We start from the raw sequence: 23,435 nt of genomic DNA on the forward strand, positions 1-23,435 counted from the left end.
TAAGCGCGATGACTTCTTCACAGCAACTACCCACCAGGACACCCTCCCGGCCCGCTCCGGGCTCGGCGTTCCTGTTCGTGCTGTCCACTGTGGCCTGCATTGCCGGGCTGGTTGCCACCTACTACTTCTTCGTCCAGACTGCAACGGGCCAGTTCATCGATGAGTCCGCTTTGGTGGAAGCCGTGGACATCCACGGACCGGCAGGCAAGGCAGCCACCCAGTTCCTGGACTGGCTGCCCACCATCTCCCTGGTGATGGCCGCCGTCGTGGTCCTGTTCGTCACGGTGATCCGGCGGCATTGGGCGGAAGCGGGAATCGCGGTGGCGGCGTGCATCGGCGCCAACGTGGCCACACAGGTGCTCAAGGACCTGCTGCCTGCCCGTCCGGACAAAGGCGTGCTGACCCTTGAGCTCAACTCCCTGCCGTCGGGGCACACCACGCTGGCGGCCTCCGCCGCGGCCGCAGTGTTCCTGATGGCATCCCCGCGCTGGCGCCCCATGGCCGGTTTCATTGGTGGTTCGTTTGCCATTGCCTCCGGCGCCTCCACGTTGATCAACCAGTGGCACCGGCCCGCGGACGTGGTGGCCGCCTTCCTGCTGGTGGGTGCCTTCATGATCCCTGCGGGCTGGCTGATCCTGCGCCGCGGTTCCTGGAACGAGTGGGACGGGTTCGGCCGGCACCTTGGCTCGGCCCGGATCTGGCTGACGCTTCCGGTGCTGATCGGGTTGGCCTCGGCCGGGGTGGCCGTCTATTCGCTGATCCGGATTGCGCCCAGCCCGTGGCAGGAAACCAGCACCACGAACTACTTCTGGGCCGGGATCTCGCTGATTGTGATCGCGGGGTACCTGGCTACGGTGGCAACGACGTCCTTGTTCGCGTTCGCGGCACGGCGCCGGGACGCGACCGGCCCGTAAAGGGCCACCGGCGGGCGTCAGTAACCGTCGCCGGGGTCTGCCGAATCCCGGCCGATGCTCTCATCCATGGCGGCCGCCAGCTCAACGTCGTCAAGGTAGCGGGCGGCGGGCTTTCCCGTCTCCTTGGCCAGCAAATCCATGGTGGCCAAGTGCTGGCGTGCCAGTTCGATGGCGAGCTGCTCGACGATGCGGGGCCCGTTCCGCACCACCAGATCGCTGAGGTACGCCTGGAGGCGGCCGGCCGGCTTTCCAGGAGTCCGGGCCTCGGCGGCGACGAGCCTGGTCAGGGCCGCGGCAGCGACGGCAGGTTTGTCGCCGAAGAGTTCCACGTTCGTCCCTCCATAGCCGCGGGCTGTCATGGGCGTCGCCCGGATAGGTAGCTACAATTTAGCGCCTTCCCTGGCACGCCGGTAAAGGGTCCTAGTACCTGAACGGGACGCGCCGGCACCGAAGTCGGCTGCCCATTTTATGTCGGAGCCTGGAGGTCCGGCCCGCAGCCGGAAACTCTTGACCGAACCTTGCGGAATTTACTCCGGGTAACTTGAGCGCCGCCGTCGATAGTTGCTAGTGCCTGGCGGCGTCTTGAAGTGGGCGCCCCCAGGCACTCCAGTATCCGGGGCCGGCCAGGCTCAGGGTTCGAGCCGCCTGCGAAGGAGGCAGAACTCGTTGCCCTCCGGGTCCTGCAGGACGTGCCACTGCTCCCGGCCGGTCTGGCCGACGTCGGCCGGCCGCGCTCCCAGTGCCAGCAATCGTTCCAGTTCGGCATCCTGGTCCCGGTCCACCGGGTTGATGTCGATGTGCAGCGGCAGCCGCCCCACGCGCGGGTTGCTGCTGGGGCTGAAGATGATGGTGGGCTGAAGGCCGCCGAAACCGGCCGCCGGCCCGATTTCGATCGAGCCCTCCTCGCGGTCCAGCTCGACGTAGCCAAGGACTCCACACCAGAACCCCGCAAGCAGTTCGGGGTCGGCGCAATTCAGGACGAGTTCACTGATTCGGGATGACATGACCGCAGTCTACCGACGCGCAAACCCCTTTTCGCGGTGAATTCTCCCTTGCGCGTCCCACATTTCGGGGGCGTCCGGGCGGCTCCGGGTCGCCACCGAATGTGGGTGTCGCGAGGCCAGCCCGGCGGGAGGGAGCGCCGCTGCAAGGGGGGCTGCAGCGGCGCCCTCTTCCGCCGGGCTGGCGGTGGTCAGGCGCAGTAGACCTTCCTGTTTCCGGTGCCGATGTCCAGGGTGACCTTGACCGATGCGGTGGACTGCGCCCCGCTGGCAAACGTGGCAACCACCCGCACGGTTGCGGTGGCGGAACTGACCTGGGAAAAGACCACGGAATCACCCGAAACCACGAAGCTCCCGGATGTCCCGCCGGATCCCGCGAAGTCCAGGCTGGATCCGTACGTCCCGTTGGACCCGGCCGCAGAAACGGTGAACTTTGTTGGTACCTCGGACAATCCGGAATAGCTCAACTGGATGGTCTTGTTGGCGGTGTCCCCGGCGGTGCAGGCAGGGGTGGGCAGGACCGGCGTCGGCCAGGTGCCGGACGCCGTGACGGCCATACTTGCCGTCGCGCTTTGCTGCCAGAGGGCCGAGGCCGTGCCGGCGCCGGCACCCAGCAGCACTGTGAGCAAAAATGCCCCCACGGCGAACGTGGCTCCTCGAATGCTCCTCAGCCGCGGCATTCAGGCGGCCTCGGCAGCGGGGTCATCATGCTTGCGGGCCTTGCGAACGGACTTGTAGACCGTGATGGAGCCGTAGCCGATCAGTGCCACAGCCGCGATGACCGTCCACATTTCCCGGTCCGAATTGCCCAGGAAGTTGGCCACGAAACCGACATACGGGACGGCGTAGAACAGCTTGCCTTTGACCTGGATGGCCCGGATGGGCTCGGGATCGTTGGCCCCGTTGTTGTCGCCCTTGGTGATGAGCGTCTTCTCCCCGGACTGGGTGGAACCAAACCCGACAATCCGGTGCGTTTCCACGTCGGGCCGGCCCGAGTACAGCTGGAAGGTGATGACGTCGCCGTACTTGAGTTCGTTGAACGGCACCGGCTTCATCACCATGAAGGTGCCCGGCGGGTAGTGCTGCGCCATGGACTTGGTCAGTACGGTGTAGGTCTGCGATCCGGTCGCCACCGGCACCACGATCAGGACAATGGCGGCGAACAGCGCCACGAGCATCGCCGCCATGCTCAGAATGCGTCCGACGGCGGCCCAGGCGCCTTTGCGCCGGCGTGCCGGCTTTGGCTCGGCTGCCGGAGTGACGGGTTCGGTGTCTCCGCCGAGAAGGCGTTCGGTCAGGTCAGCAGCCACTGGGCACCCCGCAGAGTTGACGTGCGGTGAGTGGAAGGGAGATGGTCACTGCTTGTCCTTTCACTGTTGACGGGGCGCCGGAGGCGAGGCTGACTTGGAAGCAGAAGATGGTGGACCCGCCTTTGCCCACTGTGGGCGAGGCAAGGCCGCTGGCGCCGATCTGCGCGTAGCCGGTGCTGGAGCTGCATTCCGTGGAGGAAACGGCGGTCTTCGCGCTCACGATGATGTAGGAGGCCAGCGTGCCCCCGCCGGTGTTGGCCACTGTTGGCTGGCCCAAAGTGGTGGCGGTGTTGAACTGGCCGCCGGCGTTGGTGTTGTTGGTGACCACCACTCCCCCGGAGACCGGGCTCCCTGGCCCGAGCGTGCCGGCTGGAGACAATGCCAGGTTCGCCGCGGCCCCGGTGGCCAGGGTCATGTTCGTGGTGGTGCCGGAGTTGACCGCCGTCAGCGCCACATCGAACGAGGCCGCGGTCACGGTTCCGGGAGCGGCCACCGCGGACGCGTTCCAGAGGGCAAAAGTTCCCTGCACGGTGAACAGGCCCAGGACCACGGCAGCGGCGATCAATGCCGCTGCCTTTAGTGAGCGCGTGATGCGCATGTGGCTTCCTCCTGGTCCTGTTTCCTGGTACTGCCGGCCGGGTGGCCCTGGGGCCACCCGGCCACGTCAGGCTAGGAGAGGCCGGGCTGGGTGACCTGGGTCAGCTGGAAGGCCACGTTGTTGAAGTTGTAGCTCTTGGTGGTGTCCGCGCGGCCGGTGGTGGTGGACAGGAATTCGAAGGTGATGGTTGCGGTGACCGTCTGGTCCGATCCCGTTGGAACCAGGGGGTTTGCGACGGCGGTGCTGCCCACGGTGAGCGCGGGAGCACTGACCGAGACGTTGGCCGGGGTGAAGCCGTTGGTGGCGCTGATGCCGGTGGTGGTGACGTTGGCGGCCATCTTGTTGCCCACCAGGGTCACGGTCAGGTCCTGGGTGAACGTGAGCTTGTCGCCCGGGACAACCTTGTAAGCGGAGATGTCGGGAATGACGGTGCCGGTACGGTCTTTCCAGACGCCGTTGACGGCCTTGACGACGTTCAGGTCGCCGGAAACGATGGTGCCGGGAGCGGCGGTTGCTTCTGCGTTCCAGTTGGCCAGGGTGCCCCCGCCGCCCAGCAGCAGTGCGGCGCCAACGGCGATAGCGGCAGTTCCCTTGACCAGAGTGCTGTTCTTCATGGTGTCCCCTCAGACTTTGTGGTGTTCGTTTTGACTAGCTGGGAACTACTTTGCAGGGCCAAGCTCAGGAAGCGAGGGGGTAAAGAGTCAACAAATGCTCAAGGTATTTGAAATTTCAACTGCTGCTTGACCTGCGGTTATATCACTACTGCCACCCGGCAGCGGTGGCCGGCCGGTCAGGGCGGCAGTTAGGAAATCGTGTAGGAATTCATCGGCCTGCCTGTACTGCCGTAGGCCAAGTCCAGGACCAGGAGGCCCTTCCGTTCCAGGGTGCTCAGGTAGCGCTGGGCGGTTGGCCTGCTGACGCCAAGCTGCTCCGCAATTTCCGCGGCGTTGACGGGCCCGCGGGCGGCCCGGACGGCGTCGAACACTTTCTGCATGGTGGGCTGGAGGCGCGGGGCTGGAGCCGACGCCTTGATCCCTGCCAGCCGGGCCTTGTAGAGGCTGTCTATGGTTGCCTGGCTTGCCGTCGAAACGGCTTCCAGCTCCTCGCGCCACATCTTGTAGGCCTCCAGCTGCGTGCGGAGGCGGTCGAACCCGAAGGGCTTGACCAGGTAGTAGATGGCGCCGCTGGTCATCGCGGATTTGACGGTGGCCAGGTCCTGCGCGGCGGTGATCACGATGCTGTCTACCTGGGTTCCGGCTGCTTGCAGGGACCGGAGGAGGGAGAGTCCGTCCTCGTCCGGCAGGTGGATGTCCAGCAAGAGGAGGTCAGGGTTCAGACGGACGATGGCATCCCGTGCGGCCGCGGCGCTGTAGACTTGGCCGACGCACTCGAATCCGTCCACCCGCTCCACCCTGGCCGCATGGATGCCCGCAACCCGGAAATCGTCATCCACGACGAGCGTCTTAATCAACGCCTGCACTCCTGTCTTCAACCGCTGCCTGCGTCTTTGCCGGCAGCCACACCTCAAAGTTACCGCCGGGACCTGGAAACACATCCAGTGTTCCGCCTGCCCTGCGCACGATCCTGCTTACCAGGGCCAGCCCGATGCCTCGACGCATCCCTGGCCGCGGGTCCTTGGTTGAGTATCCGTCCACCATGACCTGGTCAAGCTTGTCGGCAGGGATGCCGGGCCCGTTGTCCCGGACGGCGATGAAGACGCCGTCCGCGTCATCGAACTGTACCGTCACGCGGCGGGGCCGCGGCGTAGTCGCCAGCGCGTCCACGGCGTTGTCGAGGAGGTTGCCAACGATGGTTACCAGCTCGGTGGGATCGGCCTCCGGATGTTCCAGCCTGGAGTCGGCGGTCACCTCCATCTGCACGTCTTGTTCGGCGGCGACGGCCACCTTGGCCAGCAGCAAGGCAGCCAGCTCCGGCGGGGAAATGCTGGCGCGCAGCCTTTCCCCCAGGGACCTGGACATGGTTGATACCTGCGAGACGTACTTCTTGGCCTGGTCAAGGTCCCCCATTTCCAGCAGGCCGTCAACAATGTGGAGCCGGTTCGCGTACTCATGTTCCAAGGCCCGCATGGCCTCCATCAAACCTTGGATCGAGTGAAGGTCACGCACCAGGCCTTCGATTTCGGTGCGGTCCCGAAGGGTTACCACGGACCCAATACTGCGGCCGGCGGTGGCCACCGGCATCCTATTGACAACCAGCAGGGCATCCTCGGTGAGCGCCACCTGGTCTGCACCGGGGAGCCGGCCGGCCAGCAGGTCCCGGAGGCGGCCGTGCGGCAGCAGCTCGGCAATGGGTTTCCCCAGGGCCTCCCCTTCCAGGTGGAGCAGCCGCCGGGCCTCCTCGTTGATCACCGTCACCTTGCCGGCATCGTCCAGGCCGACGACGGCCTCCCGGATTCCGTGGAGCAGGGCCTCACGTTCCTGCAGGAGGGAGGCGATCTCGGCTGGCTCCAGGTCGAACGTGACCCGCTTGATGCGCCGCGAGAGGAGCAGGGAGCCCACGATGCCCAAGGCCAGGACCAGGGCGGAGAAGCCCGTGATCAGCCAGATGTTCTGCATCTGGTTGCTCAGGACCTGGGTGTCCTCGATCCCCACCGAGACCTGGCCCACCACCGAGCCGTCTGCGCCGAAAATGGGGGCCTTGGCGTTCGCGGAGCGGCCCAGGCTTCCGGGGTCGAAACCGACATGGGTTTGGCCGTCCAGGACCGCCACCGGTTCTTCCAGCCGGTGGCCGATCAACGCTGGATCCGGGTGCGAGAACCGTATCCCCTCCCGGTCGGTGACGACGACGTAATCGGTCCCGGCGGCTGCCATGACCTGGCGGGCAATCCCGTTGATGAGGTGGCCGGGGTCCCCGGAGGCCACTGCGGAGCGGATCTCCGACATCTGCGCCGTGGTGGTCGCAATCCCGAGGGCGCGCAGCTGGTACTGCTGGTCCAGCGTCTGGTTGCTGATCATCGAGAAGAGGAAACCGCCCAAGGCCACGGTGAAGATCAGCAGCGACAGCGAGGCCAGCAGGATTTGGGCCGTCAGCGTTGTGAAAAGCCTGCCAGCCCGTGGCCTGCGCGGCGCTGATTCGTTGCTCATCGAAGCCTCGGAGGCACGGTTTTTGCATGGGGGCAGAAAATGCACAAAACGTGCACTTTTGCGGCTAAAGCACACATCTTACGGAAGTCTTTCTGGCCGGAATGATCACTTCCTAAGCTTCACACAGTTCCAGTGACCAACATCACGAACCAGAACTACATGGACAAGAGACAGCGAGGTCTTGCAATGGACAGCACCCCCACACCCAGGCCGCCCGGGCCTCCGCAGAAGGCCGCCGAAGGGGCACGGATCGAAGTGTCCGGCCTGACGAAGCGTTACCTGACGCCGAAAGGCGAAACCTTCACGGCCATCCGTGATGTGACGGTAACCGTCGAGGCCGGACAGTTCTGCTCGATCGTCGGACCCACGGGCTGCGGCAAGTCCACCACCTTGGCCCAGGTCTCCGGCCTGGAGCGGCCCAGTGCCGGTTCGGTAAGGGTGGGCGGCAACCTGGTGGAAGGCATCACCAACGGCGTGAGCTACATGTTCCAGGCGGACGCCCTGTTCCCTTGGAAGAGCGTCCTCAGCAACGTCATGATGGGGCCCATCCTGCTCGGCATGCCAAAGCGGCAGGCCACGGACCTTGCCCGGGATTGGCTGCGCCGGGTGGGCCTGGCCGGTTTCGAGGACCGGTACCCGCACCAGCTTTCGGGCGGTATGCGCAAGCGCGTGGCCATGGCGGCGGCATTGATCAATAATCCGCGGATCCTCCTCATGGACGAGCCGTTCGGAGCGCTGGATGTGCAGACGAAGGCCATCATGCAGAACGAACTGCTCAAGCTTTGGGAGGAACTGCGGCCCTCGGTCCTGTTCATCACCCACGACCTGGACGAGGCGGTGGCACTCTCGGACCGGGTGGTCATCATGACCAGCAGCCCCGGGTCCGTCAAGGACGTCTTCGACATCGACCTTCCCCGGCCCCGCGGCAATGTCCAGGAAATCCGGCACGAGGAGCGGTTCCTGGAACTCCAGGGCCGTATTTGGGAATCCCTGAAGGACGAAGTCACCCGCGCCTATGCCCTGACGGCAGGTGCGGCATGACAACCGTTGCCCACCCCGAAACCCGCAAAAGCGAGACGCCAGTGGAACCAGAAACAGCAGCGAAGAGCGCCGGCCGGATCAAAGCCCGGCGCCGCACCACGTCCATCTGGATCGGCCGGGTGGTCCTGGCCGTCGCGGTGGTGGGCGGCTGGCAGTGGTTCACCACGGAAGGATGGGTTGACAAATTCTTCTTCGGCCAGCCCTCTGAAATCTGGGACAGCCTGGTCAAGCTCTTCACGGAAGGGACGGCGTTCGGCACCATCTGGGAGAACCTGGGGGTCACCGCCCAGGAGGCGTTCTTTGGTTTCCTGCTGGGAACCTTCGTCGGCGTGATCCTCGGCATCCTCCTGGGGTCCAACAAGTACCTGTCGGCCGTCGTCGGGCCCTACATCCGGATCGTGAATTCGATTCCGCGCATCGTGCTCGGCTCGATATTCATCGTGGCGTTCGGGCTCGGGGTCTTCCCGAAAATCCTGCTCGCAGCCGTGCTGGTCTTCTTCGTGGTGTTCTTCAACGCTTTCCAAGGCGTCCGTGAGGTGGACCAGAACCTGGTGGCGAATGTGCGGGTGCTCGGCGCTTCGCCGTACCAGGTGGCGATGCACGTGACCATTCCCTCTGCGATGACGTGGATCATCGCCAGCCTGCACACCGCCTTCGGCTTCGCCATCATCGGAGCCCTTGTGGCCGAGGTGCTCGGCGCGCAGAAAGGCATCGGCCTGATCATCAGCCAGGCACAGGGGACCTTCGATCCCAATACGGTCTTCGCCTGCATGGTGATCATCGCCGTCGTCACTCTCTTTGCCGAATCCCTGATCAACCTCCTCGAACACAGGCTCCTCAAATGGCGCCCGCCGAACCGTTCCGAGGCCCAGGCCATCTGACCCCGGACCCAGCTTTCCAACCCGCACTACCCGTAACCCACCCCCATGTCCCGATCGGGACAAACAAAAGGATGCGTAAAACAATGATGATGAAGCGCCCTATTCTTGCCGCGGCAGCAGCCGGAGCCGTCGCCCTCAGCCTGGCGGCCTGCGGCAGCAGTTCAACCCCTGCAGCCAGCGGCAGCTCCGCCGGCGGCAGTGCGTCCGCCGGAACCGGTTCCATGCCCACTGTGAAGATGATGGTGGGCGGCATCGACAAGCAGATCTACCTCCCGTACCAACTGGCCCAGCAGCTGGGCTACTACGAGAAGTACGGGGTCAAGATGGAACTCTCCACCGAGCAGCAGGGCGGCGTCGGTGCGGAGGAGGCCATGGCGTCCGGGCAGGTGGACATGGCCGGCGCGTGGTACATCCACACCGTGGACTTCCAGGCCAAAGGCAAGAAGGTCACCAACCTCATCCAGCTCTCCGGCGCCCCCGGCGAGCGCATCATGTGCAGCCCCAAGGCAAACGTCCACTCCGGAGCCGACCTCAAGGGCAAGACTGTCGGTGTCACGGACCTCGGCTCCGGTACCGACGAACTCACCCAGTTCATTGCGTCCAAGGCCGGCCTGTCCAAGAGCGACTACCAGACCATCGCCGTCGGTGCCGGCGCCACCGCCATCGCCGCCATCCAGCGCGGGTCCGCCGACTGCGTCATGACCACCCAGCCAACAGTGGGCGCCCTCGAGGCCAAGAACCTTGCGGTTCCCGCCATTGACCTGGCTACGGCGGATGGTGCCAAGGCGGCCCTCGGCAGTTCGCTGCCGTCCGCAGGCCTGCTCGCCCAGGCGGACTGGGTCAACAGCCACCAGGATGAAGCCCAGAAAGTGGTGGATGCGCTGGTGGACACCATGCACTGGATCAGCACCCACTCCGCCCAGGAGATCGCGGACAAGCTGCCGCCGGCCTTCGTCCAGAACAGCACCATCAGCAAGGACGACTACGTCAAGGCATTGGACCAGGACAAGGGCCAGTTCCTCCCTGACGGCATCATGCCCGCCGGCGGCCCCAAGACAGTCTTTGACGAGGAGAAGACCATCGGGGTTGATACCTCCAAGGTCAACATGGCGGATACGTTCGACCAGAAGTATGCCCAGGCGGCACTGAAGCTTGAGGGCTACACCGCCACCACCACCCCGGCCGGCTCCGACGGGTGATACCGTCCGGGACACAGTAGTTACGCTCCTCCGGAAGGCCGACAAGGCTTTCCGGAGGAGCGTTTCACTTATAGGCGCAACCCCGGCTCAGGACCGGTCCAGCAGCAGCCGGCACCAGGCATCGCCCAACCACACGGCGAACCGTTCCGGATCCCAGCCGCGCTGGCCCACCAGCAGCCCCCAGTACTCCGGCCCGTTCATGCTCCATACAGCGTCGGCGAGTTCCGCGGCCGGCAGGTCGGTGCGGAGCTCCCCCGTCGTGGCGAGGTCCGCGATGAATTGGCGCATGTTGGCCGCGCGCCGGTCCGAGATCTCCCGCCAGAGCGCGCCGCAGTCCGGATCGGTGCCGGCCGCATCACGGAGCGCCTCGTACACCGGCGCCAGCCGGGGCTGGATGTGTGCCAGGGCCTGGGCGTACAGGGAGATCTTCTCGGCCGCCCGCGTCGCCTCGCGTATGCGGATCACGTAGTCCCGGCGCTCGGCCGGGACGGCCTGGCCGGTCCCCGAGATCGCCGTCTCCACCACCCCGCGCAGGAGGTCCGGCTTCCGCCCGATCGTGGCGTAGATCGTGTCGACGGCGACACCCGCCCGCCGGGCGATGGCCGCAACGGTGGCGGACCGGTACCCCTCGCCCACGAACAGGTCCCGGGCAGCGGAGAGCACCGCGTCCCGGGTTGCCGCCGCCTGTTCCCTCCGCAACGGGGAGTTGTAGCGGCGTGCCTGGGCATTGACTTCACTCATCGCCGGGCCTAGCCTTAATTCATCCGAACATCTTTCGGATGAATTGTAGCAGGAAGCCCGGGACCGCAGCGGAGCGGCACGGACGGAAGGGCAGGACACCGTGTCGGAGCACTTCACCACCGTGGTCATCGGCGGCGGCCAGGCAGGCCTGGCCATGGGCTACCACCTTGCCCGCCTCAACCGGCCGTTTGTGATCCTGGATGAACATGCGTCAGCCGGTGACAGCTGGCGCGCCCGCTGGGACTCCCTCAGGCTCTTTACCCCGGCCCGGTACGACGCCCTGCCAGGCAGCCGGTTCCCCGCACCGCAATGGTCCTTCCCCTCCCGCGAAGAGTTCGCCGATTACCTGGACCGCTATGGTGAAGAGTTCAGGTTGCCGGTCCGGCACAATGTCCGGGTCACCGGCCTCCGCCACGACAGCCACGCCTTCGTCATCGACGCCGGCGGCCGGCGGTTCGAAGCCGACAACGTGGTGGTCGCCTCCGGCTGGGACCGGAAACCCCGGATTCCCGCCTTCGCCGGGCAGCTCAGCCAGGCCATCCGGCAGCTCACAGCCGGGAGCTACCGGAGCCCCCGTGACCTCGCGCCGGGACCGGTCCTGGTGGTCGGCGCCGGCAATTCAGGCGCGGACATCGCCCTGGAACTTGCTTCCACCCGCACCACTTACCTGTCCGGCCGCCATCCGGGCGAAATCCCCTGGCGCGTCGACGCCCTCGCCGCCCGCCCGCTGACGCTGGCCGTCTTCTTCGCCTTCTCCCATATCCTCACGCTCGGCACGCCCGCCGGCCGGAAGGCCCGGCCCCGGGTCCTCTCGCACAGCGGGCCACTGGTCAGGGTGAAGAACCGGGACCTGGTCCGCGCCGGCGTCGTACGCGTTGCCAGGACGGAAGGCACCAAAGACGGCCTTCCGCTGTTGGCTGGCGGGAGGACACTGGAAGTGGCCAACGTCATCTGGTGTACCGGATTCACTCCGGACCTGGACTGGATCCACCTGCCCGTGATGGGCGCGGACGGCCAGCCTGCCCAAGACCGGGGCGTGGCCGCCAGCCAGCGCGGACTCTACTTCCTCGGCGCCACCTTCCAGCATTCGCTCGCCTCCTCCATGGTCCACGGCGTAGGCCGCGACGCGGAATTCATCGCCGGCAGGATCGCGGCAGCCGCGGCACCGGCGGCAGCCGCGGGATCATCAACTGCAGCACCGGATGCGGTCAGGCCGGAAGGCTCAACTGCTCCACAATGATCCTCGCGGTCCCGGGGTCGCCAAGGATCCGGAAGTGCCCGGCCACCGGCAACTCGATATTGTTGGCGCCGGGGAGCACGCTGCCCTCCGGGATGTGCGGGTCGAACGGGCCGTACAGGGACGTGATGCGGCTGTTGATGGTCTGCTCGCGCGCCATCTGCAGGGTTAACGCGTTGCGCGGTGAGAAGATCCGCAGGCTGGGCAGCAGCATGTACCGGGCGTAGCGGGAACCGGAGAATGGTGCGCACACGGCGATCATCCGGTCGATCCGGTGCTCGGGATCCAGGGACAGCATGGTGTATTTGCCGATCAGCCCGCCTTTGCTGTGGGCCACCAGGATGGCGTTGTGCAGGCCCGCCTCCTCCAGGTGCTGGGCCACCAGCCTGGCGGCGTCCGGGACCTTGAGTTTGTTGCGCTGCAGCACAGTGACCACGTGAACGGGATGCCCGGCATCATGGATGGCCCGGATGAGCGGCATCATGAACTGCCAGTTTTCATAGACGCCGGGGATGATCACCACGGGCTGCAGGGTGCCGGTCCGGAAGGAGGCCGGCTGCACGCGGGAGAGGAACCCCCTGACCTGCCAGCCGGTGGCATAGGCATAATCCTGGGCCCACCACACGGCTTTGTGCAGGGGGCTGATGCGGGCGCTCACGCCGGGGTCGGTCATGTGTCGAGAATAGCCTGCCGGCGTCAGTAGTTCCGGCGATGCTTGAGGCGGGGAAGGACGACGCCGAACACGGCCGCCGCCGCGAACCCCAGGATGCCCGTGGCTGAGATCCCCGGCCCCAGGGAGGCCAGTGCCGTCACCCCGGAGAGGAGCACCGGGCCCCCGGTGGACCCGGCGTCCGCCATGAACCGCCAGAGTCCCAGGAACTGGCCGCGGCCGCGATCCGGCGAGAAGTCCGCTCCCAGGGTCATCACCAGCCCGGAGCTGATGCCGTTGCCGAAGCCGATCAGCAGCGCAGCCAGCAGCAGTCCCGTAAAGGATCCGGTGAGCGGGATCAACAGCAGTGCGGTTCCCATGAGCAACGTGGACGGGATGGCCACCCATTGCCGGCCTTTGCGGTCCATCAGTTTGCCGGCGGGATAGAACACCAGCATGTCGATCGCACCGGAGAGGCCGTAGATCAGGGACGCGGAGGTGGCGTCCATGCCCAGATGGTCGGCCCAGAGCGGGATCACCACCTGCCGGGAGGACCGCAACGCACTGAGCAGCAGGATGCCCACGCCCAGCGAGAGGAATACGCCGGCGTGCGAAACCGCGACGCTCCGGAGCGTGGGCTGGGCGGCGCCGTCCCCGCCCGGCGGGGCGTCCGGCACGGCCAGGTCCGGGATGGTGAGGGACAGCAGGGCTGCCGCGGCCATGGCCACCACGCCCACCCAGTACGCGCCGGCGATGCCGAAGAACTGCATCACGGCCGCGCCCGCAAAGGGGCCGATGAACACTCCGATACGGTTCACCCCGCCCAAGGTGGACAGTGCCCTGGCACGGAACGCCACGGGCACGGCCTCGGTGAGGTATTTCTGCCGGGCCAGGCCGAACACCGCACCGGACATCCCGACGACGGTCATCGCCACGGCCAGCAGCCAGAGTCCGTTCGGGGCCAGCGCGGAGGTGGCGGCGGCGGCGAGGGCCAGGCCGGCGGCGACGGCGGCGCCCACGATGGACCAACGCTCTCCGAAGCGCAGGGTCACCAGGGACGCGGGAAGGTTGAAGAACCAGGAGCCCAGGCCGATGAGGGTCACGATGAGGGCTGCCACGGCCACTGATGCGCCCAGCTCGCGGGCCGACAATGCCACCACCGGGAGGATGGCACCCTGGCCGATTCCGAAGAGCAGCGTGGGACCGAACGCGGCGACCGCAATACTGCGCAGGTTGAAGGGCTGGGCGTCATCCGGGGAAGTCATCAGATTTATCCTATGGCCGCCGCCAACGCATCAGGGCCGTGACGCGAAGGACGGGGTGTGGCAGCGCCCCCGGCCCCTAACGTTTCCTGGGCCGGGGCTCGATGCCCGCCAACGCCCGGACCAGGTTGACCAGCTCCGCCACAGCCCCAATGACCGAGCCCGCCATGGCGATCACCAGGAGCACCCGCACCAGCACCGGCCAGCCGGTCCAGCCGCCCGTGAAGTCGAAGGGGAAGACCTCCCAGACGCGGACGGTGGCGGCCAGGCCGAAGCCCAGCGCCACCAGGTTTCCCACGGCCCAAAGGGCCCGGGCACGGATCAGGACGCAGACCACGCCCACCACGATGCCGGCGATCAGGGACGCGTTGATGAGGTCAAGGACGCGGACCATGCCGGAGGTGAGGAAGGGCAGCACCTGCCACCCGGGCCAGATGTTGATCCCGTACAGGAGCAGGGCATTGACCACTGCGGAGCCAACGTTGCCGCTCCCGCCGGTGGAAGTCCGGTCCGCCATGGCACCACCCTCCCCCGGCCCCACCGCATGCCGAAAGTGCCGAAGGTCCCCCCACCGGCGTGCGTCCCGGCGGTAAAAATACAGGGGTCACAAAAGGGCCGGCGAGGAGTAGCGTTCGCCTTATGGGGCGCTGATTCGTGCCCACCGCCAAGGGGAGGTCATTTCATGGGTGAAGTGTGGGTTCGCACTCTGGGCAACGGGTTGGTCCGGGCAGACCGGGTCACCGAGATTGCGTCCACCCGGGGGTCCTTGCACGAGGACCGCGGGTATTCACTGAAGGTCATTGTGGACGGCAAGGGCCACGTGCTGATTGACGACGCCGGCCTGCAGGGTTCCCTGCAGGAGCGCCTGGAGTATGCCCGGCACATGGAGGATGCCCTGCTGCTCGCCATCGACGAGGCTCGCGAGAACGACGCGTCGATGGTGATCTCCTACGAGCCCGAACGCGAGCGCTGGTCTGCCGCTCCGGTCTCTGTATTAACGGGCAGGCTCCCCGAAGTGGTCTGACCCCGGGGGCCCGCCGCCGGACTGCCTCAGTTGTGCGTCGGTTCCTCCACCAGCGCGGTCGCGATGCTGGCTGCGTCCTCCAAGGCTGCCAGGAAGCGTTCCGCGTCCAGGGCAGCCGCGCAGCCGGTGCCGGCCGCAGTGATGGCCTGCCGGTACCGGTGGTCAACGGCATCGCCGCAGGCGAAGACTCCGGCGAGGTTGGTGCAGGTGGTGGGGGCATCCACTTTGATGTAGCCCTCCTCGTCCAGATCCACTTGGCCGGCCACGAGTTCGGTCCGCGGCAGGTGCCCGATGGCCACGAAGATGCCGGTGGCGTCCTGGTGCCGGGTTTCGCCGGTGCGGGTATCCGTGAGGGTCACGCCGGTGACCTTGCCGTCGCCGTGGATGGCGCTGACCGCGGAGTTCCAGGCGAACCGGATCTTGGGGTTGTCCTTGGCCCGCTGCGCCATGATGCGGGAGGCCCGCAGTTCGCCCTTGCGGACCACCACAGTGACGGTCTTGCCGAAGCGGGTCAGGAAAGTTGCTTCCTCCATGGCGGAGTCGCCGCCGCCCACGACGATGATGTCCTGGTCGCGGAAGAAGAACCCGTCGCAGGTGGCGCACCAGGAGACGCCGTGGCCGCTGAACTTCTTCTCCTCCGGCAGGCCGAGTTCCTTATAGGCGGAGCCGGTGGCGAGGATGACCGCCTGCGCCTCGTACGTCTCCCCGCCGCCGGTGACCACGCGCTTGACGGGGCCTTTGAGCTCAACGGAGGTGGCGTCGTCGTACTCGATACGGGCGCCGAACTTTTCCGCCTGCTGCTGCAGGCCGTCCATCAGCTCCGGGCCCTGGATGCCGCCCGGGAAACCGGGGAAATTCTCCACTTCGGTGGTGTTCATCAGGGCACCGCCGGCCGTGACGGAGCCGGCCAGGACCAGCGGGTTCAGTCCGGCGCGGGCGGCGTAGATGGCGGCGGTGTAGCCGGACGGGCCGGAACCGATAATGATCAGCTGTTCTTTGCTCATGGGTTGTCCTTCGGAGGCGGTGCTACTGGGCGTGCCTTGATCACATCACGGATCAGAGCGGGAGGGCCAACGATCGCTTCGATGTCATAAAGGCCGCAGTGTTGCGCACATCACATTCTGTCCCTACTCTGGTTGAGGCTTAAGCAAACAGGCCATGCAAGAAGCTGCAGCGTCGCAGCCAATGCCGGGGAAGGCTTTACAACGTGAATTCGAAGCTTAATATCGTGGTCCGGATTGACCTGGACCACAGCAAGGCCCAGGTGATTGCAAAGGGGCATATCACCATCCACAGCATCAACGCACTCTATGTCGTGGCCAAGCGTGCCAACTCCCTCAAAGGGGGCCTGGACCTGGAGCTTGATATCTCCAGCGCCTGGGTGGATGAGGATGCGCTGGAAATGCTCCGTTCCGCAGCCCGGTCCAGGCACCTGCCGGCCAAGATCGATCCCGGCCAGGCACCCTGCACCATCAGCGTGCTGGCTGACCGGCGGCATCGTTCCGCGACGCCTGCCCGCCAGGCCGCATAGCCCGTCCCGGCCGCTCGCCGCGCCCCCTGATCGGGCCAGAGCCGGCCGGCCACATTTTCCTCTCCCGCTTTAACCAACGAAGTGCAGCTGCACCCGAACAGACGGGTGGCTGCACTTCGTGACGTCATGGCTTTCTTCCGGGAGTTTCGGGTCGAACAGCTCCTGGACCTACAGCAGCCGGTCGCTGCCGGCGAGGAACTCCCGGAGTTCCAGCTGGGTCAGGCCCGCCGCGTCGCTCAGGGCGTCCGGCGCGGCACCCAGCCGGGAGGCGCCGCGCACGGCGTTGGCAAACCCCTCCTGCGCGGCATCCAGCTCCCACTGGATGCTTTCCACCCGCGCGGAGGCCAGTCGGACCGCTTCCAGTGGATCTCCGGCAGGTTCGCTATCCAGCCTGTACCCGCAGGCACATGACCATTCGGAGGAGCCGAGCTCAAGTGGAGCCCAGCCGAGGGAAGCAATGGGGACCGGGGAGGCCGTCATTTCCACGCCGCAATGCATGGGGGCCGCGGGTGCCGTGATGTCCAGCGCCACGCTTTCCGCGGGCCGGGCGGGAGTCTCGGTGTCTATCGTCACCGGGATCGAGTGCCCGGCCGCCTGAGGTTCAAGTACTGCAGTCATTCGATCCACCATCCGATAGTTCACTAACAATGTAGCTAGTCTAACTAGGATTACTTCGTTGTCTACCGGGATCCAATGTGCGGAGCCATGTTGACGGCGTCCACCGCCTCGCGCATGCGCATCAGGAAGTGCATCACCGCTTTGATTTCCTCCGGCGACAGGGACTCGGCGGCCTCGAGCATGCGCTTATGCATTTGGTTGAGGTTATGCCGGACTTCCTCGTCGGCTCCGGGTGCGGGCCGGAGAATGATGGCGCGGCGGTCCGACGGGTGGCGTTCACGCGTTACATGGCCGCTGGCAACCAGCCGGTCCACGAGCGTGGTCATGGAGGCCGAGGTGATTCCCAGCCGGCCTGCCAGTTCCGTGGGGCGTACGCCCACGCCGGCGGCTTCTGCGTCAATGAGGTACCGCAGGGCCAAGAGATCGGTCTCCCCCATTGCGGGCGACGAGCGGGTGCGCCGGCGCATGGCGGTTTCGGATGTGCGGAACTCCCGGAGGGCGTTGATCACATCAACGGCCCTGGGCTCTGTGTCTTCCAGGGTGGGGTACGAGTAGCCTTCGCTTGCACCATGCGGGTTCATGCGAATTCCTTCGATATCCTACTTGCTTGGCTGTCTAACGAATCTATCGTAGCCCATCCGCCGGCCCGGTTCCCGAAGAGCCCGGGCAAGTACCTGCGCCGGCCGCCGGAAAAAGTAGAGTACCGGCTACTCGTGCACGCGCCCTGGCCACCCAATAAATTGCAAGGAAACCTGCGGCGGCCGATGCCACTGGGTACGACTTGAATGGGGGTGCGGGGTGGCGGTTGGCCCGGCGCATAACAGGGGACCCGAACGGCAAGGGTTCCTGCTGGACCTGATAACAGGTACCGAAGACGACGCCGGCTCCCTGCAGACGCTCGCCGACGCAGGGGCCAGGTGGCTCAGTACGACGGCCGGCTCAACGATCGAGTGCGGCGCCGTGCTGCACAGGCAGCGAACCTACGCCGCCGGTGCCGGCAGCACACCGGGAGCAGCCCGCTTCGCGGCGGCCGAGGAGGAACACGGGGACGGGCCCACAGCGCTGGGCGTGGCGTTGTCAGCGCCCGTGGTGGTCAACCCCACGGGCTCCGCCGCGCGCTGGCAGGCGTACCGTCACCGGTTGCTGGACGGCGGATACGGAGCGGCATTGGCCCTCCCCCTCGAACTGAGGCCCGGATCGTCGGGAGCCCTGGTGTTCCTGGCCCACGGCAACTACGCCTTCATCACCCGGATCACCAACGAGGCGGCCTGGTTTGCCGGGGTGGCCTCACAGAGCCTGAAGCTGGCCTTGGACGTCCACGGCGTCATCCGCTCCGGGGACAACCTGAAGCAGGTGCTGGAGAGCAGGACCTCCATCGATGTGGCCTGCGGTGTGCTGATGGCACAAAACCGCTGTTCCTACCCCGAGGCCTTCAGCAGGCTCGCCGGGGCGTCGCGGCACCGCAACCTCAAGGTCCGCAGCGTTGCGGACAGCATCCTCAGCACCATGCCCAGCGGCGCCGCGGGCACCCGGTTTGAGCCCCCGGCGTTTGCCTGAGGACTACCGGAAGGGCAGCGGCGTACCGGTACCCGGAGGGGTTAGTGGCGCGCCCGCGCCCGGATGAGCCCGGCCGCGACGAGCCCGGCAGCTCCGAGGGAAGCCAACATGCCGCCGAGAGCCACGAAGTAATCTGTAATGGTCATTGCCCTGCGCTCCGTCCATGCCACTGAAACTGCCTGATGAGCCCAAGCTACGCGCCGAGTCTCAGCGTTTCCCGAAGGATCGCCAGCAGGTTTGGTCAAGATCTGATGAAAATCAGCTGCGGGCATCCACATAGTTCGGTTCCCCGATCTTCCCTTTGGCGGGGCGTTCCGTATTATTCATGCATGTGGACAAAACAAAGCCAGAGCTACTGCCCCACCTGCGGCAGGGCCACTAAGCACGTCACGCATTTCCGCAAGGACGACGCCGGCTCGCTGGTTGCGGAGGTCCGTTGCAGTGAGTGCCCCGAGATTGAGAGTGCCGTCGCCTGAGTCCCTTCGGCGCCTCCTCCGGCCGGCTTATGGCCTGCCGGCGTGCGGACGGACGACGACGAAGATCACCAGGGCCACTGCCTGCACCCCGGTGATGGTCACCGCCAAGGCCGGAATTGATTGTTCATAGAGCAGGCCGATGAGGAAGCTTCCCGCCAGCCAGGCAAGGCCGTAACAGGCAGTGAACATCCCGTATGCACTCCCCCGCCGGGCTGCGGGTGCCAGCCCCGCGACGCCGGCCCGCATGGTGCTTTCCTGGACCCCCATGGCCGCTCCCCACACCAGCACCCCCGCCACCGCGAGCATTGTGTTGTTGCTGAAGCCAAGCCACGGGACTGCTGCGGCCAGCACCGGCAGGACCACGAGGACTTTCAGGCCCACCCGGTCAAAGAGCCACCCGGAGGCCAGGGCCGCCACGGCGTCAACTCCCATGGCCACCGCGTAGAGGACCGGGACCAGCGCGGGCGGAAGCAGTCCGGCCTGCACCAGGTGGAACGAGAGAAGCCCGAACGTGGCATAGCCAAACATGGTGAGGCTGCTGAACGCGGCGTAAATCCAGTACTGCCGGGGCAACGGGGCAGCCCTGCCGGGCGGTGCGGGTGGAGCCCCAGGACGGGCATCGGCCTGCGGGGTGGCGTGTTCCGCGGGCGGCTGGCCCGGGACGGTCTCGTAGGCGGCCGGGTCCGGCACCTTGTTCTTCAGCCAGAACAGCAACAGCATGGCCGCCAGCCCGGGGATGGCCAGCAGCAGGAATCCCGGCCCGTAGCTTCCCGTCAGGGCGAGCGCCGCCCCCACCAGGAGGGGCCCCAGCAGTGCTCCCACCTGGTCCAGCGCTTCGTGCAGCGCAAAGGCCTTGCCCTGGCCCAAGGCGGAACCGGCCTCAGCCAGCATGGTGTCTTTGGCAGGGCTCCGCACGGCCTTGCCCAGCCGTTCGGCCAGGACCAGGAGGCAGGCGATCCACAGTGCATTGCTGATGCCCAGGAGCGGCACGGACAACGCCGTGAGGGCATAGCCGGAGATGGCAAGGGACCAACGCAGTGCCGGCCGGTCCGCGAGGCGCCCGAACAGCAGGCGGAGGACCAGGGCGACGGCCTCACCCGCCCCCGTGACCACGCTGACGAGGAGCGCCGAGGCACCCAGGGCGCCCAGGTAGGGCCCGGTGACGCTCCGCGCGCCCTCGTACACCATGTCCATCAGGGCACTGACGATCCCGAAGGCCACAATGAAGCGGACAGCCGTCATGGGCGTTCCCGGAACGGCCCTACCGGCGCTACCGCTGGTGTTCGTGTTCCCTCACCCGCTTCGCCGGGGCGGCAGCTTTGGCCGGGGACTTGGTGTCCGGATGTTCCGGCCGGGTCACGGCCAGGATCACCCCGATGCCGGCCAGGGAGGAGACCATGGCCGAGCCGCCGTAGGAGATGAACGGCAGCGGGACACCGATGACCGGCAGCAACCCGCTCACCATGGCGATGTTGATCACCGCCTGCCCCAGGATCCAGGTGATCACGCTGCAGGCAACGATCCGCGAGAAGGTGTCCGTGGTGCGGGCAATCGTCTTGAAGACCGTGATGGCAAGGATCGCGAACAGCCCGAGGACCAGGAGGGTGCCGGCCAGCCCAAGTTCTTCGCCCAGGATGGAGAAGATGAAGTCGTTGTGGGCTTCCGGGATCCAATTCCATTTCTGCCGGCTCTGCCCCAGGCCCACTCCGAACCAGCCGCCGGAGGCAAGCGCGTATGCGCCGTGCTGCGCTTGGTAACCCATGCCCTGGGCGTCCTCGTCCGAACCCATGCCCAGCCAGGACGAGATCCGGCCCATCCTGTTGCCGCTGGTTGCCGCGAGGACCAGGGCGGCCACAACGCAGATCAGGCCGGCCACGGAGAACACCTTCATCCGAACCCCGCCGTAGAACATGGTGGCGGCAAGGATCAACATGATGATCATGGTGGTGCCGAGGTCGTGCCCCAACGCCACGATGATCATGATCAGCCCGCCGGCGGGGCCCAGCGGTACCACCGCATGTTTCCAGTTCGCCAGCAGGGCCTGTTTCCGGTCCAGGATGGCCGCGGCCCAGACAATCAGCGCCAGCTTGGCGAACTCGGAGGGCTGGGCGGTGAATCCGCCTACGCTCAGCCAGTTCCGGTTGCCATTCACGGACATGCCCAGCGGCGTGAACACCAGGACCAGCGCTGCCAGTGACCCGATCAGCATGGGCCAGCCCAGGCGCCGGATCCGCCGCACGGGCATCCGGGCCAGAAGCAGCATGATCACCACGCCTGCAACGGTCCACATGGCCTGCTTGAGCGGGAGATCGTACGGATTGTTTCCTGCCGCCACGGATTCCACGGACGACGCCGACGCCACCTCCACGAGCCCGATCGCCGAGAGCGTGAGGACCACGGCCAGGATCAGCGGCCGGAGGCGACCCGGCGAGTCATCCTCCAGCCAGAGAGTAAATCGTCCCCATCCGGGCCGGGCAGGGCGGGCCGCGCTGCGTTGTTTTTGACCTGTATCCATCTGTCCGTTCCTCAGCCTGCACCCCGGGCTTCCTCCACGGCCGGGCCCATCTCCGGGGCGGGTACCGCCGAGAAAAAAGAGTACGCCCCCGCCGCCCGGGGACCGCACCGGCGCGGCCGGGAAACCGGCATTCTGGGGAAATTGCCAGCTTGGCCCTGTAGGGTAGCGGAAACCTGTCCCCTCCCGAAGGTCATTTCGTCGTGTTCGGTTCCAGAAAATCTCCCGGCCCGGAACAGGAAGGCTCCACTCCCGTTGCCTATCCGGGCCAAGGCGAGCTGTACGCCGCCAGTTTCCGCCACAGCAGGCCCCGCCGCCGTGCCCCGCGCTGGGTCAAGGCTGTGGTCGCCGTCGTCTCCGTGCTCCTCCTCGGCGTCCTGGCGTTCGGCGGCTACTGGGCCTGGCGCCTGCAGTCCAACATCAGCACCGCGGCGCTGACCGCCGGTGGCGAACGCACCGAAGGTGCGGTCAATGACAGCACGGACCGGATGCAGATCCTGGTGCTGGGCTCGGACACCCGGAGCGGGAACAACAGCGAGTACGGCAGCGCGGACGATTCCTCCGGCTACGGACAGTCCGACGTAATGATGCTGCTGGACATCTCGGCGGACAACAAACACGTCAACGTGGTGAGCTTTCCCCGCGACCTCCTGGTGAACATCCCGGCCTGCACGGACCCGAAGACCGGCCAGAAGTATCCCGCACAGCAGGGCGCCATGATCAACAGCGCCATGAAGCAGGCTGGAATCGGCTGCGCAGTGGACACCGTGAACAAGCTCACCGGCCTGGAGATCGACCACTTCATGATGGCCGATTTCAACGCCGTCAAGGAACTGTCCAACGCGGTGGGCGGCGTGGACGTATGTGTCAGCGACGCCGTGGACGATCCCGATTCCGGGCTGCACCTGCCCGCCGGCACCTCCCAGGTGCAGGGTGAACAGGCGCTGGCGTTCCTGCGCACCCGGCATGGTTTCGCCAACGGCGGGGACCTGGGCCGGATCAAGGCCCAGCAGGGATTCCTGGCCTCGCTGACCCGCAAACTCAAGTCCGAGGGAACACTCAGCAACCCGCAAAAGGTACTGACCATCGCTGATACGGTCACCAAGAACCTGACCGTGGATTCGGGGCTGTCCTCCGTGCCGTCGCTGCTGACCATCGCCAACCGGCTGAAGAACATCGATCCGGCGAGCGTCAACTTCATCACCACTCCCACCGTCCCGGCGCCGCAGGACCCCAACAGGCTGGCCCTGGACGAGCCGGCGGCCGCCAACTTCTTCGCTGCACTGCGCAGCAATCCGGACCTGAGCCAGCCGGCCACCGCCGCCCCCACCCAGGCACCCGCGACACCCGCGGCACCCGCCTACGACAAGGCGCTGCAGCCGGTATCCGTTGCCAACGGCACCGGCGTGACGGCCCGAAGCACTGCCATCGCCGGCCTGTTGGCCGACGCCGGCTTCACCAAGGTGACCAAGCTCCAGGCCACCGTCCGCACCCAGACCATGGTCTACTACAGCGCCGGGTATGAAGACGTGGCAGCGGACGTCGCCGCACTGTTCGGCCTGCCGGCCGGCAGCGTCCAGCAGGTGGCCAACATCCAGGGCGTGCAGCTCTCTGCCGGCACCGACTTCGTGACCGGCACCAAGCCCGCCACACCGCCGTCGTCAGCTGATTCCGGAAGCGTGGTGGCGCAGACCGGAAGCGACCAGACCTGCCAGGCCACCAACACCTCCGGCTACTAGCAACCCGGGGGCCGTCGCAGTCCCAAAGTACACAGTTGCCT

The 23,435-nt window shown here is 66.4% G+C and carries 27 protein-coding genes; 10 read left to right on the top strand and 17 right to left on the bottom strand.

Going from position 1 to position 23,435, the window contains the following annotated elements; genetic code table 11:
- Positions 1 to 8 precede the first annotated feature (8 nt).
- Positions 9 to 914, top strand: coding sequence for a phosphatase PAP2 family protein (locus AC4EEV_RS05980; protein WP_491330365.1), 906 nt, complete (start codon positions 9 to 11; stop codon positions 912 to 914).
- 17 nt (positions 915 to 931) lie between these two features.
- On the opposite strand, the gene AC4EEV_RS05985 is transcribed toward AC4EEV_RS05980, so the two are convergent.
- The 8 genes from AC4EEV_RS05985 to AC4EEV_RS06020 form a co-directional block, all read right to left on the bottom strand.
- Positions 932 to 1,273, bottom strand: a complete 342-nt coding sequence (locus AC4EEV_RS05985; protein WP_491330366.1) for a hypothetical protein — start codon at positions 1,271 to 1,273, stop codon at positions 932 to 934.
- A gap of 270 nt (positions 1,274 to 1,543) precedes the next feature.
- The gene (locus AC4EEV_RS05990; protein WP_109044277.1) at positions 1,544 to 1,918 is read right to left on the bottom strand and encodes a VOC family protein; all 375 of its coding nucleotides are present in this window, start codon (positions 1,916 to 1,918) and stop codon (positions 1,544 to 1,546) included.
- Positions 1,919 to 2,106: 188 nt separating this feature from the next.
- On the bottom strand, positions 2,107 to 2,556 hold the full coding sequence (locus tag AC4EEV_RS05995; RefSeq protein ID WP_166651650.1) for a hypothetical protein: 450 nt from the start codon (positions 2,554 to 2,556) through the stop codon (positions 2,107 to 2,109).
- A gap of 39 nt (positions 2,557 to 2,595) precedes the next feature.
- Positions 2,596 to 3,225 carry a signal peptidase I gene (locus AC4EEV_RS06000; protein ID WP_018760600.1) on the bottom strand — a complete coding sequence of 210 codons (630 nt, stop codon included), beginning with the start codon at positions 3,223 to 3,225 and terminating at the stop codon, positions 2,596 to 2,598.
- Positions 3,215 to 3,823, bottom strand: coding sequence for a hypothetical protein (locus tag AC4EEV_RS06005; protein WP_491330367.1), 609 nt, complete (start codon positions 3,821 to 3,823; stop codon positions 3,215 to 3,217). Before AC4EEV_RS06005 ends, AC4EEV_RS06000 begins: the two co-directional genes overlap by 11 nt.
- A 71-nt stretch (positions 3,824 to 3,894) precedes the next feature.
- Positions 3,895 to 4,437 carry an alternate-type signal peptide domain-containing protein gene (locus AC4EEV_RS06010; protein ID WP_018760602.1) on the bottom strand — a complete coding sequence of 181 codons (543 nt, stop codon included), beginning with the start codon at positions 4,435 to 4,437 and terminating at the stop codon, positions 3,895 to 3,897.
- Positions 4,438 to 4,625: 188 nt separating this feature from the next.
- Positions 4,626 to 5,294, bottom strand: coding sequence for a response regulator (locus AC4EEV_RS06015; protein WP_491330368.1), 669 nt, complete (start codon positions 5,292 to 5,294; stop codon positions 4,626 to 4,628).
- Positions 5,287 to 6,927, bottom strand: a complete 1,641-nt coding sequence (locus AC4EEV_RS06020; protein ID WP_491330369.1) for an ATP-binding protein — start codon at positions 6,925 to 6,927, stop codon at positions 5,287 to 5,289. Before AC4EEV_RS06020 ends, AC4EEV_RS06015 begins: the two co-directional genes overlap by 8 nt.
- A gap of 132 nt (positions 6,928 to 7,059) precedes the next feature.
- Between AC4EEV_RS06020 and AC4EEV_RS06025 the strand changes: the two genes are divergently transcribed.
- From AC4EEV_RS06025 to AC4EEV_RS06035, 3 genes are all read left to right on the top strand, one after another.
- A complete protein-coding gene (locus AC4EEV_RS06025; protein WP_491330370.1) occupies positions 7,060 to 7,968 on the top strand; it encodes an ABC transporter ATP-binding protein in 909 nt (302 codons plus the stop codon).
- A complete protein-coding gene (locus AC4EEV_RS06030) occupies positions 7,965 to 8,849 on the top strand; it encodes an ABC transporter permease (protein ID WP_285248511.1) in 885 nt (294 codons plus the stop codon). The genes AC4EEV_RS06025 and AC4EEV_RS06030 overlap by 4 nt, the downstream gene beginning before the upstream one ends.
- 89 nt (positions 8,850 to 8,938) lie before the next feature.
- Positions 8,939 to 10,048, top strand: coding sequence for an ABC transporter substrate-binding protein (locus tag AC4EEV_RS06035; RefSeq protein WP_491330371.1), 1,110 nt, complete (start codon positions 8,939 to 8,941; stop codon positions 10,046 to 10,048).
- Between the two features lie 87 nt (positions 10,049 to 10,135).
- On the opposite strand, the gene AC4EEV_RS06040 is transcribed toward AC4EEV_RS06035, so the two are convergent.
- On the bottom strand, positions 10,136 to 10,789 hold the full coding sequence (locus tag AC4EEV_RS06040; RefSeq protein WP_491330372.1) for a TetR/AcrR family transcriptional regulator: 654 nt from the start codon (positions 10,787 to 10,789) through the stop codon (positions 10,136 to 10,138).
- 100 nt (positions 10,790 to 10,889) lie between these two features.
- Here AC4EEV_RS06040 and AC4EEV_RS06045 point away from each other — a divergent pair, with 100 nt between their 5' ends.
- Positions 10,890 to 12,029 (top strand): flavin-containing monooxygenase, encoded by a 1,140-nt coding sequence (locus AC4EEV_RS06045; protein ID WP_491330373.1) that lies wholly within the window; start codon positions 10,890 to 10,892, stop codon positions 12,027 to 12,029.
- On the opposite strand, the gene AC4EEV_RS06050 is transcribed toward AC4EEV_RS06045, so the two are convergent.
- The 3 genes from AC4EEV_RS06050 to AC4EEV_RS06060 form a co-directional block, all read right to left on the bottom strand.
- On the bottom strand, positions 11,998 to 12,699 hold the full coding sequence (locus AC4EEV_RS06050) for an esterase/lipase family protein (protein WP_491330374.1): 702 nt from the start codon (positions 12,697 to 12,699) through the stop codon (positions 11,998 to 12,000). The genes AC4EEV_RS06045 and AC4EEV_RS06050 overlap by 32 nt on opposite strands.
- Before the next feature lie 23 nt (positions 12,700 to 12,722).
- Positions 12,723 to 13,940 (bottom strand): MFS transporter, encoded by a 1,218-nt coding sequence (locus AC4EEV_RS06055; protein WP_285319282.1) that lies wholly within the window; start codon positions 13,938 to 13,940, stop codon positions 12,723 to 12,725.
- 76 nt (positions 13,941 to 14,016) lie between these two features.
- Entirely contained in the window at positions 14,017 to 14,454 is a 438-nt protein-coding gene (locus tag AC4EEV_RS06060; RefSeq protein ID WP_491330375.1) for a hypothetical protein, read from the bottom strand.
- 165 nt (positions 14,455 to 14,619) lie between these two features.
- On the opposite strand from AC4EEV_RS06060, the gene AC4EEV_RS06065 reads away from it, so the two are divergent.
- Positions 14,620 to 14,961 carry a thioredoxin domain-containing protein gene (locus AC4EEV_RS06065; protein ID WP_491330376.1) on the top strand — a complete coding sequence of 114 codons (342 nt, stop codon included), beginning with the start codon at positions 14,620 to 14,622 and terminating at the stop codon, positions 14,959 to 14,961.
- A 26-nt stretch (positions 14,962 to 14,987) separates the two neighbouring features.
- Here AC4EEV_RS06065 and trxB read toward each other — a convergent pair whose 3' ends face one another.
- Positions 14,988 to 15,965, bottom strand: coding sequence for a thioredoxin-disulfide reductase (gene trxB / locus AC4EEV_RS06070; RefSeq protein ID WP_133830412.1), 978 nt, complete (start codon positions 15,963 to 15,965; stop codon positions 14,988 to 14,990).
- A gap of 203 nt (positions 15,966 to 16,168) precedes the next feature.
- Between trxB and AC4EEV_RS06075 the strand changes: the two genes are divergently transcribed.
- Positions 16,169 to 16,492, top strand: coding sequence for an aminoacyl-tRNA hydrolase (locus AC4EEV_RS06075; protein ID WP_018760610.1), 324 nt, complete (start codon positions 16,169 to 16,171; stop codon positions 16,490 to 16,492).
- Between the two features lie 168 nt (positions 16,493 to 16,660).
- Here the strand turns inward: AC4EEV_RS06075 and AC4EEV_RS06080 are convergent, their stop codons facing one another.
- Positions 16,661 to 17,110 carry a hypothetical protein gene (locus tag AC4EEV_RS06080; RefSeq protein ID WP_240617671.1) on the bottom strand — a complete coding sequence of 150 codons (450 nt, stop codon included), beginning with the start codon at positions 17,108 to 17,110 and terminating at the stop codon, positions 16,661 to 16,663.
- A gap of 62 nt (positions 17,111 to 17,172) precedes the next feature.
- Positions 17,173 to 17,691: a MarR family winged helix-turn-helix transcriptional regulator gene (locus AC4EEV_RS06085; protein WP_109044268.1), complete on the bottom strand. Its 519-nt coding sequence runs from the start codon at positions 17,689 to 17,691 to the stop codon at positions 17,173 to 17,175.
- 217 nt (positions 17,692 to 17,908) lie between these two features.
- Between AC4EEV_RS06085 and AC4EEV_RS06090 the strand changes: the two genes are divergently transcribed.
- Together AC4EEV_RS06090 and AC4EEV_RS06095 are read left to right on the top strand one after the other, a co-directional pair.
- Complete coding sequence (locus AC4EEV_RS06090) at positions 17,909 to 18,667, top strand: ANTAR domain-containing protein (RefSeq protein WP_491330377.1); 759 nt, start codon at positions 17,909 to 17,911, stop codon at positions 18,665 to 18,667.
- Between the two features lie 329 nt (positions 18,668 to 18,996).
- Complete coding sequence (locus AC4EEV_RS06095) at positions 18,997 to 19,143, top strand: hypothetical protein (RefSeq protein WP_165837969.1); 147 nt, start codon at positions 18,997 to 18,999, stop codon at positions 19,141 to 19,143.
- Positions 19,144 to 19,170: 27 nt separating this feature from the next.
- Here the strand turns inward: AC4EEV_RS06095 and AC4EEV_RS06100 are convergent, their stop codons facing one another.
- Both AC4EEV_RS06100 and ftsW read right to left on the bottom strand, forming a co-directional pair.
- Positions 19,171 to 20,385, bottom strand: coding sequence for an MFS transporter (locus tag AC4EEV_RS06100; protein WP_491330378.1), 1,215 nt, complete (start codon positions 20,383 to 20,385; stop codon positions 19,171 to 19,173).
- A gap of 28 nt (positions 20,386 to 20,413) precedes the next feature.
- Complete coding sequence (gene ftsW / locus AC4EEV_RS06105; RefSeq protein ID WP_491330379.1) at positions 20,414 to 21,658, bottom strand: putative lipid II flippase FtsW; 1,245 nt, start codon at positions 21,656 to 21,658, stop codon at positions 20,414 to 20,416.
- 200 nt (positions 21,659 to 21,858) lie between these two features.
- Between ftsW and AC4EEV_RS06110 the strand changes: the two genes are divergently transcribed.
- On the top strand, positions 21,859 to 23,394 hold the full coding sequence (locus AC4EEV_RS06110; protein ID WP_491330380.1) for an LCP family protein: 1,536 nt from the start codon (positions 21,859 to 21,861) through the stop codon (positions 23,392 to 23,394).
- The last annotated feature ends 41 nt before the right edge of the window (positions 23,395 to 23,435 follow it).

This window comes from Pseudarthrobacter sp. MOO14, from assembly GCF_058267675.1.

Excerpts from the sequence above, each read along its gene's own strand:
- trxB (WP_133830412.1), bottom strand. The coding sequence starts at position 15,965 with ATGAGCAAAGAACAGCTGATCATTATCGGTTCCGGCCCGTCCGGCTAC.
- AC4EEV_RS06060 (WP_491330375.1), bottom strand. The coding sequence starts at position 14,454 with ATGGCGGACCGGACTTCCACCGGCGGGAGCGGCAACGTTGGCTCCGCA.
- AC4EEV_RS06020 (WP_491330369.1), bottom strand. The coding sequence starts at position 6,927 with ATGAGCAACGAATCAGCGCCGCGCAGGCCACGGGCTGGCAGGCTTTTC.
- AC4EEV_RS05990 (WP_109044277.1), bottom strand. The coding sequence starts at position 1,918 with ATGTCATCCCGAATCAGTGAACTCGTCCTGAATTGCGCCGACCCCGAA.
- AC4EEV_RS06050 (WP_491330374.1), bottom strand. The coding sequence starts at position 12,699 with ATGACCGACCCCGGCGTGAGCGCCCGCATCAGCCCCCTGCACAAAGCC.
- AC4EEV_RS06065 (WP_491330376.1), top strand. The coding sequence starts at position 14,620 with ATGGGTGAAGTGTGGGTTCGCACTCTGGGCAACGGGTTGGTCCGGGCA.
- ftsW (WP_491330379.1), bottom strand. The coding sequence starts at position 21,658 with ATGGATACAGGTCAAAAACAACGCAGCGCGGCCCGCCCTGCCCGGCCC.
- AC4EEV_RS06095 (WP_165837969.1), top strand. The coding sequence starts at position 18,997 with ATGTGGACAAAACAAAGCCAGAGCTACTGCCCCACCTGCGGCAGGGCC.
- AC4EEV_RS06005 (WP_491330367.1), bottom strand. The coding sequence starts at position 3,823 with ATGCGCATCACGCGCTCACTAAAGGCAGCGGCATTGATCGCCGCTGCC.
- AC4EEV_RS05985 (WP_491330366.1), bottom strand. The coding sequence starts at position 1,273 with ATGACAGCCCGCGGCTATGGAGGGACGAACGTGGAACTCTTCGGCGAC.
- AC4EEV_RS05980 (WP_491330365.1), top strand. The coding sequence starts at position 9 with ATGACTTCTTCACAGCAACTACCCACCAGGACACCCTCCCGGCCCGCT.
- AC4EEV_RS06030 (WP_285248511.1), top strand. The coding sequence starts at position 7,965 with ATGACAACCGTTGCCCACCCCGAAACCCGCAAAAGCGAGACGCCAGTG.
- AC4EEV_RS06100 (WP_491330378.1), bottom strand. The coding sequence starts at position 20,385 with ATGACGGCTGTCCGCTTCATTGTGGCCTTCGGGATCGTCAGTGCCCTG.
- AC4EEV_RS06010 (WP_018760602.1), bottom strand. The coding sequence starts at position 4,437 with ATGAAGAACAGCACTCTGGTCAAGGGAACTGCCGCTATCGCCGTTGGC.
- AC4EEV_RS06055 (WP_285319282.1), bottom strand. The coding sequence starts at position 13,940 with ATGACTTCCCCGGATGACGCCCAGCCCTTCAACCTGCGCAGTATTGCG.
- AC4EEV_RS06080 (WP_240617671.1), bottom strand. The coding sequence starts at position 17,110 with ATGACTGCAGTACTTGAACCTCAGGCGGCCGGGCACTCGATCCCGGTG.
- AC4EEV_RS06040 (WP_491330372.1), bottom strand. The coding sequence starts at position 10,789 with ATGAGTGAAGTCAATGCCCAGGCACGCCGCTACAACTCCCCGTTGCGG.
- AC4EEV_RS06085 (WP_109044268.1), bottom strand. The coding sequence starts at position 17,691 with ATGAACCCGCATGGTGCAAGCGAAGGCTACTCGTACCCCACCCTGGAA.
- AC4EEV_RS06035 (WP_491330371.1), top strand. The coding sequence starts at position 8,939 with ATGAAGCGCCCTATTCTTGCCGCGGCAGCAGCCGGAGCCGTCGCCCTC.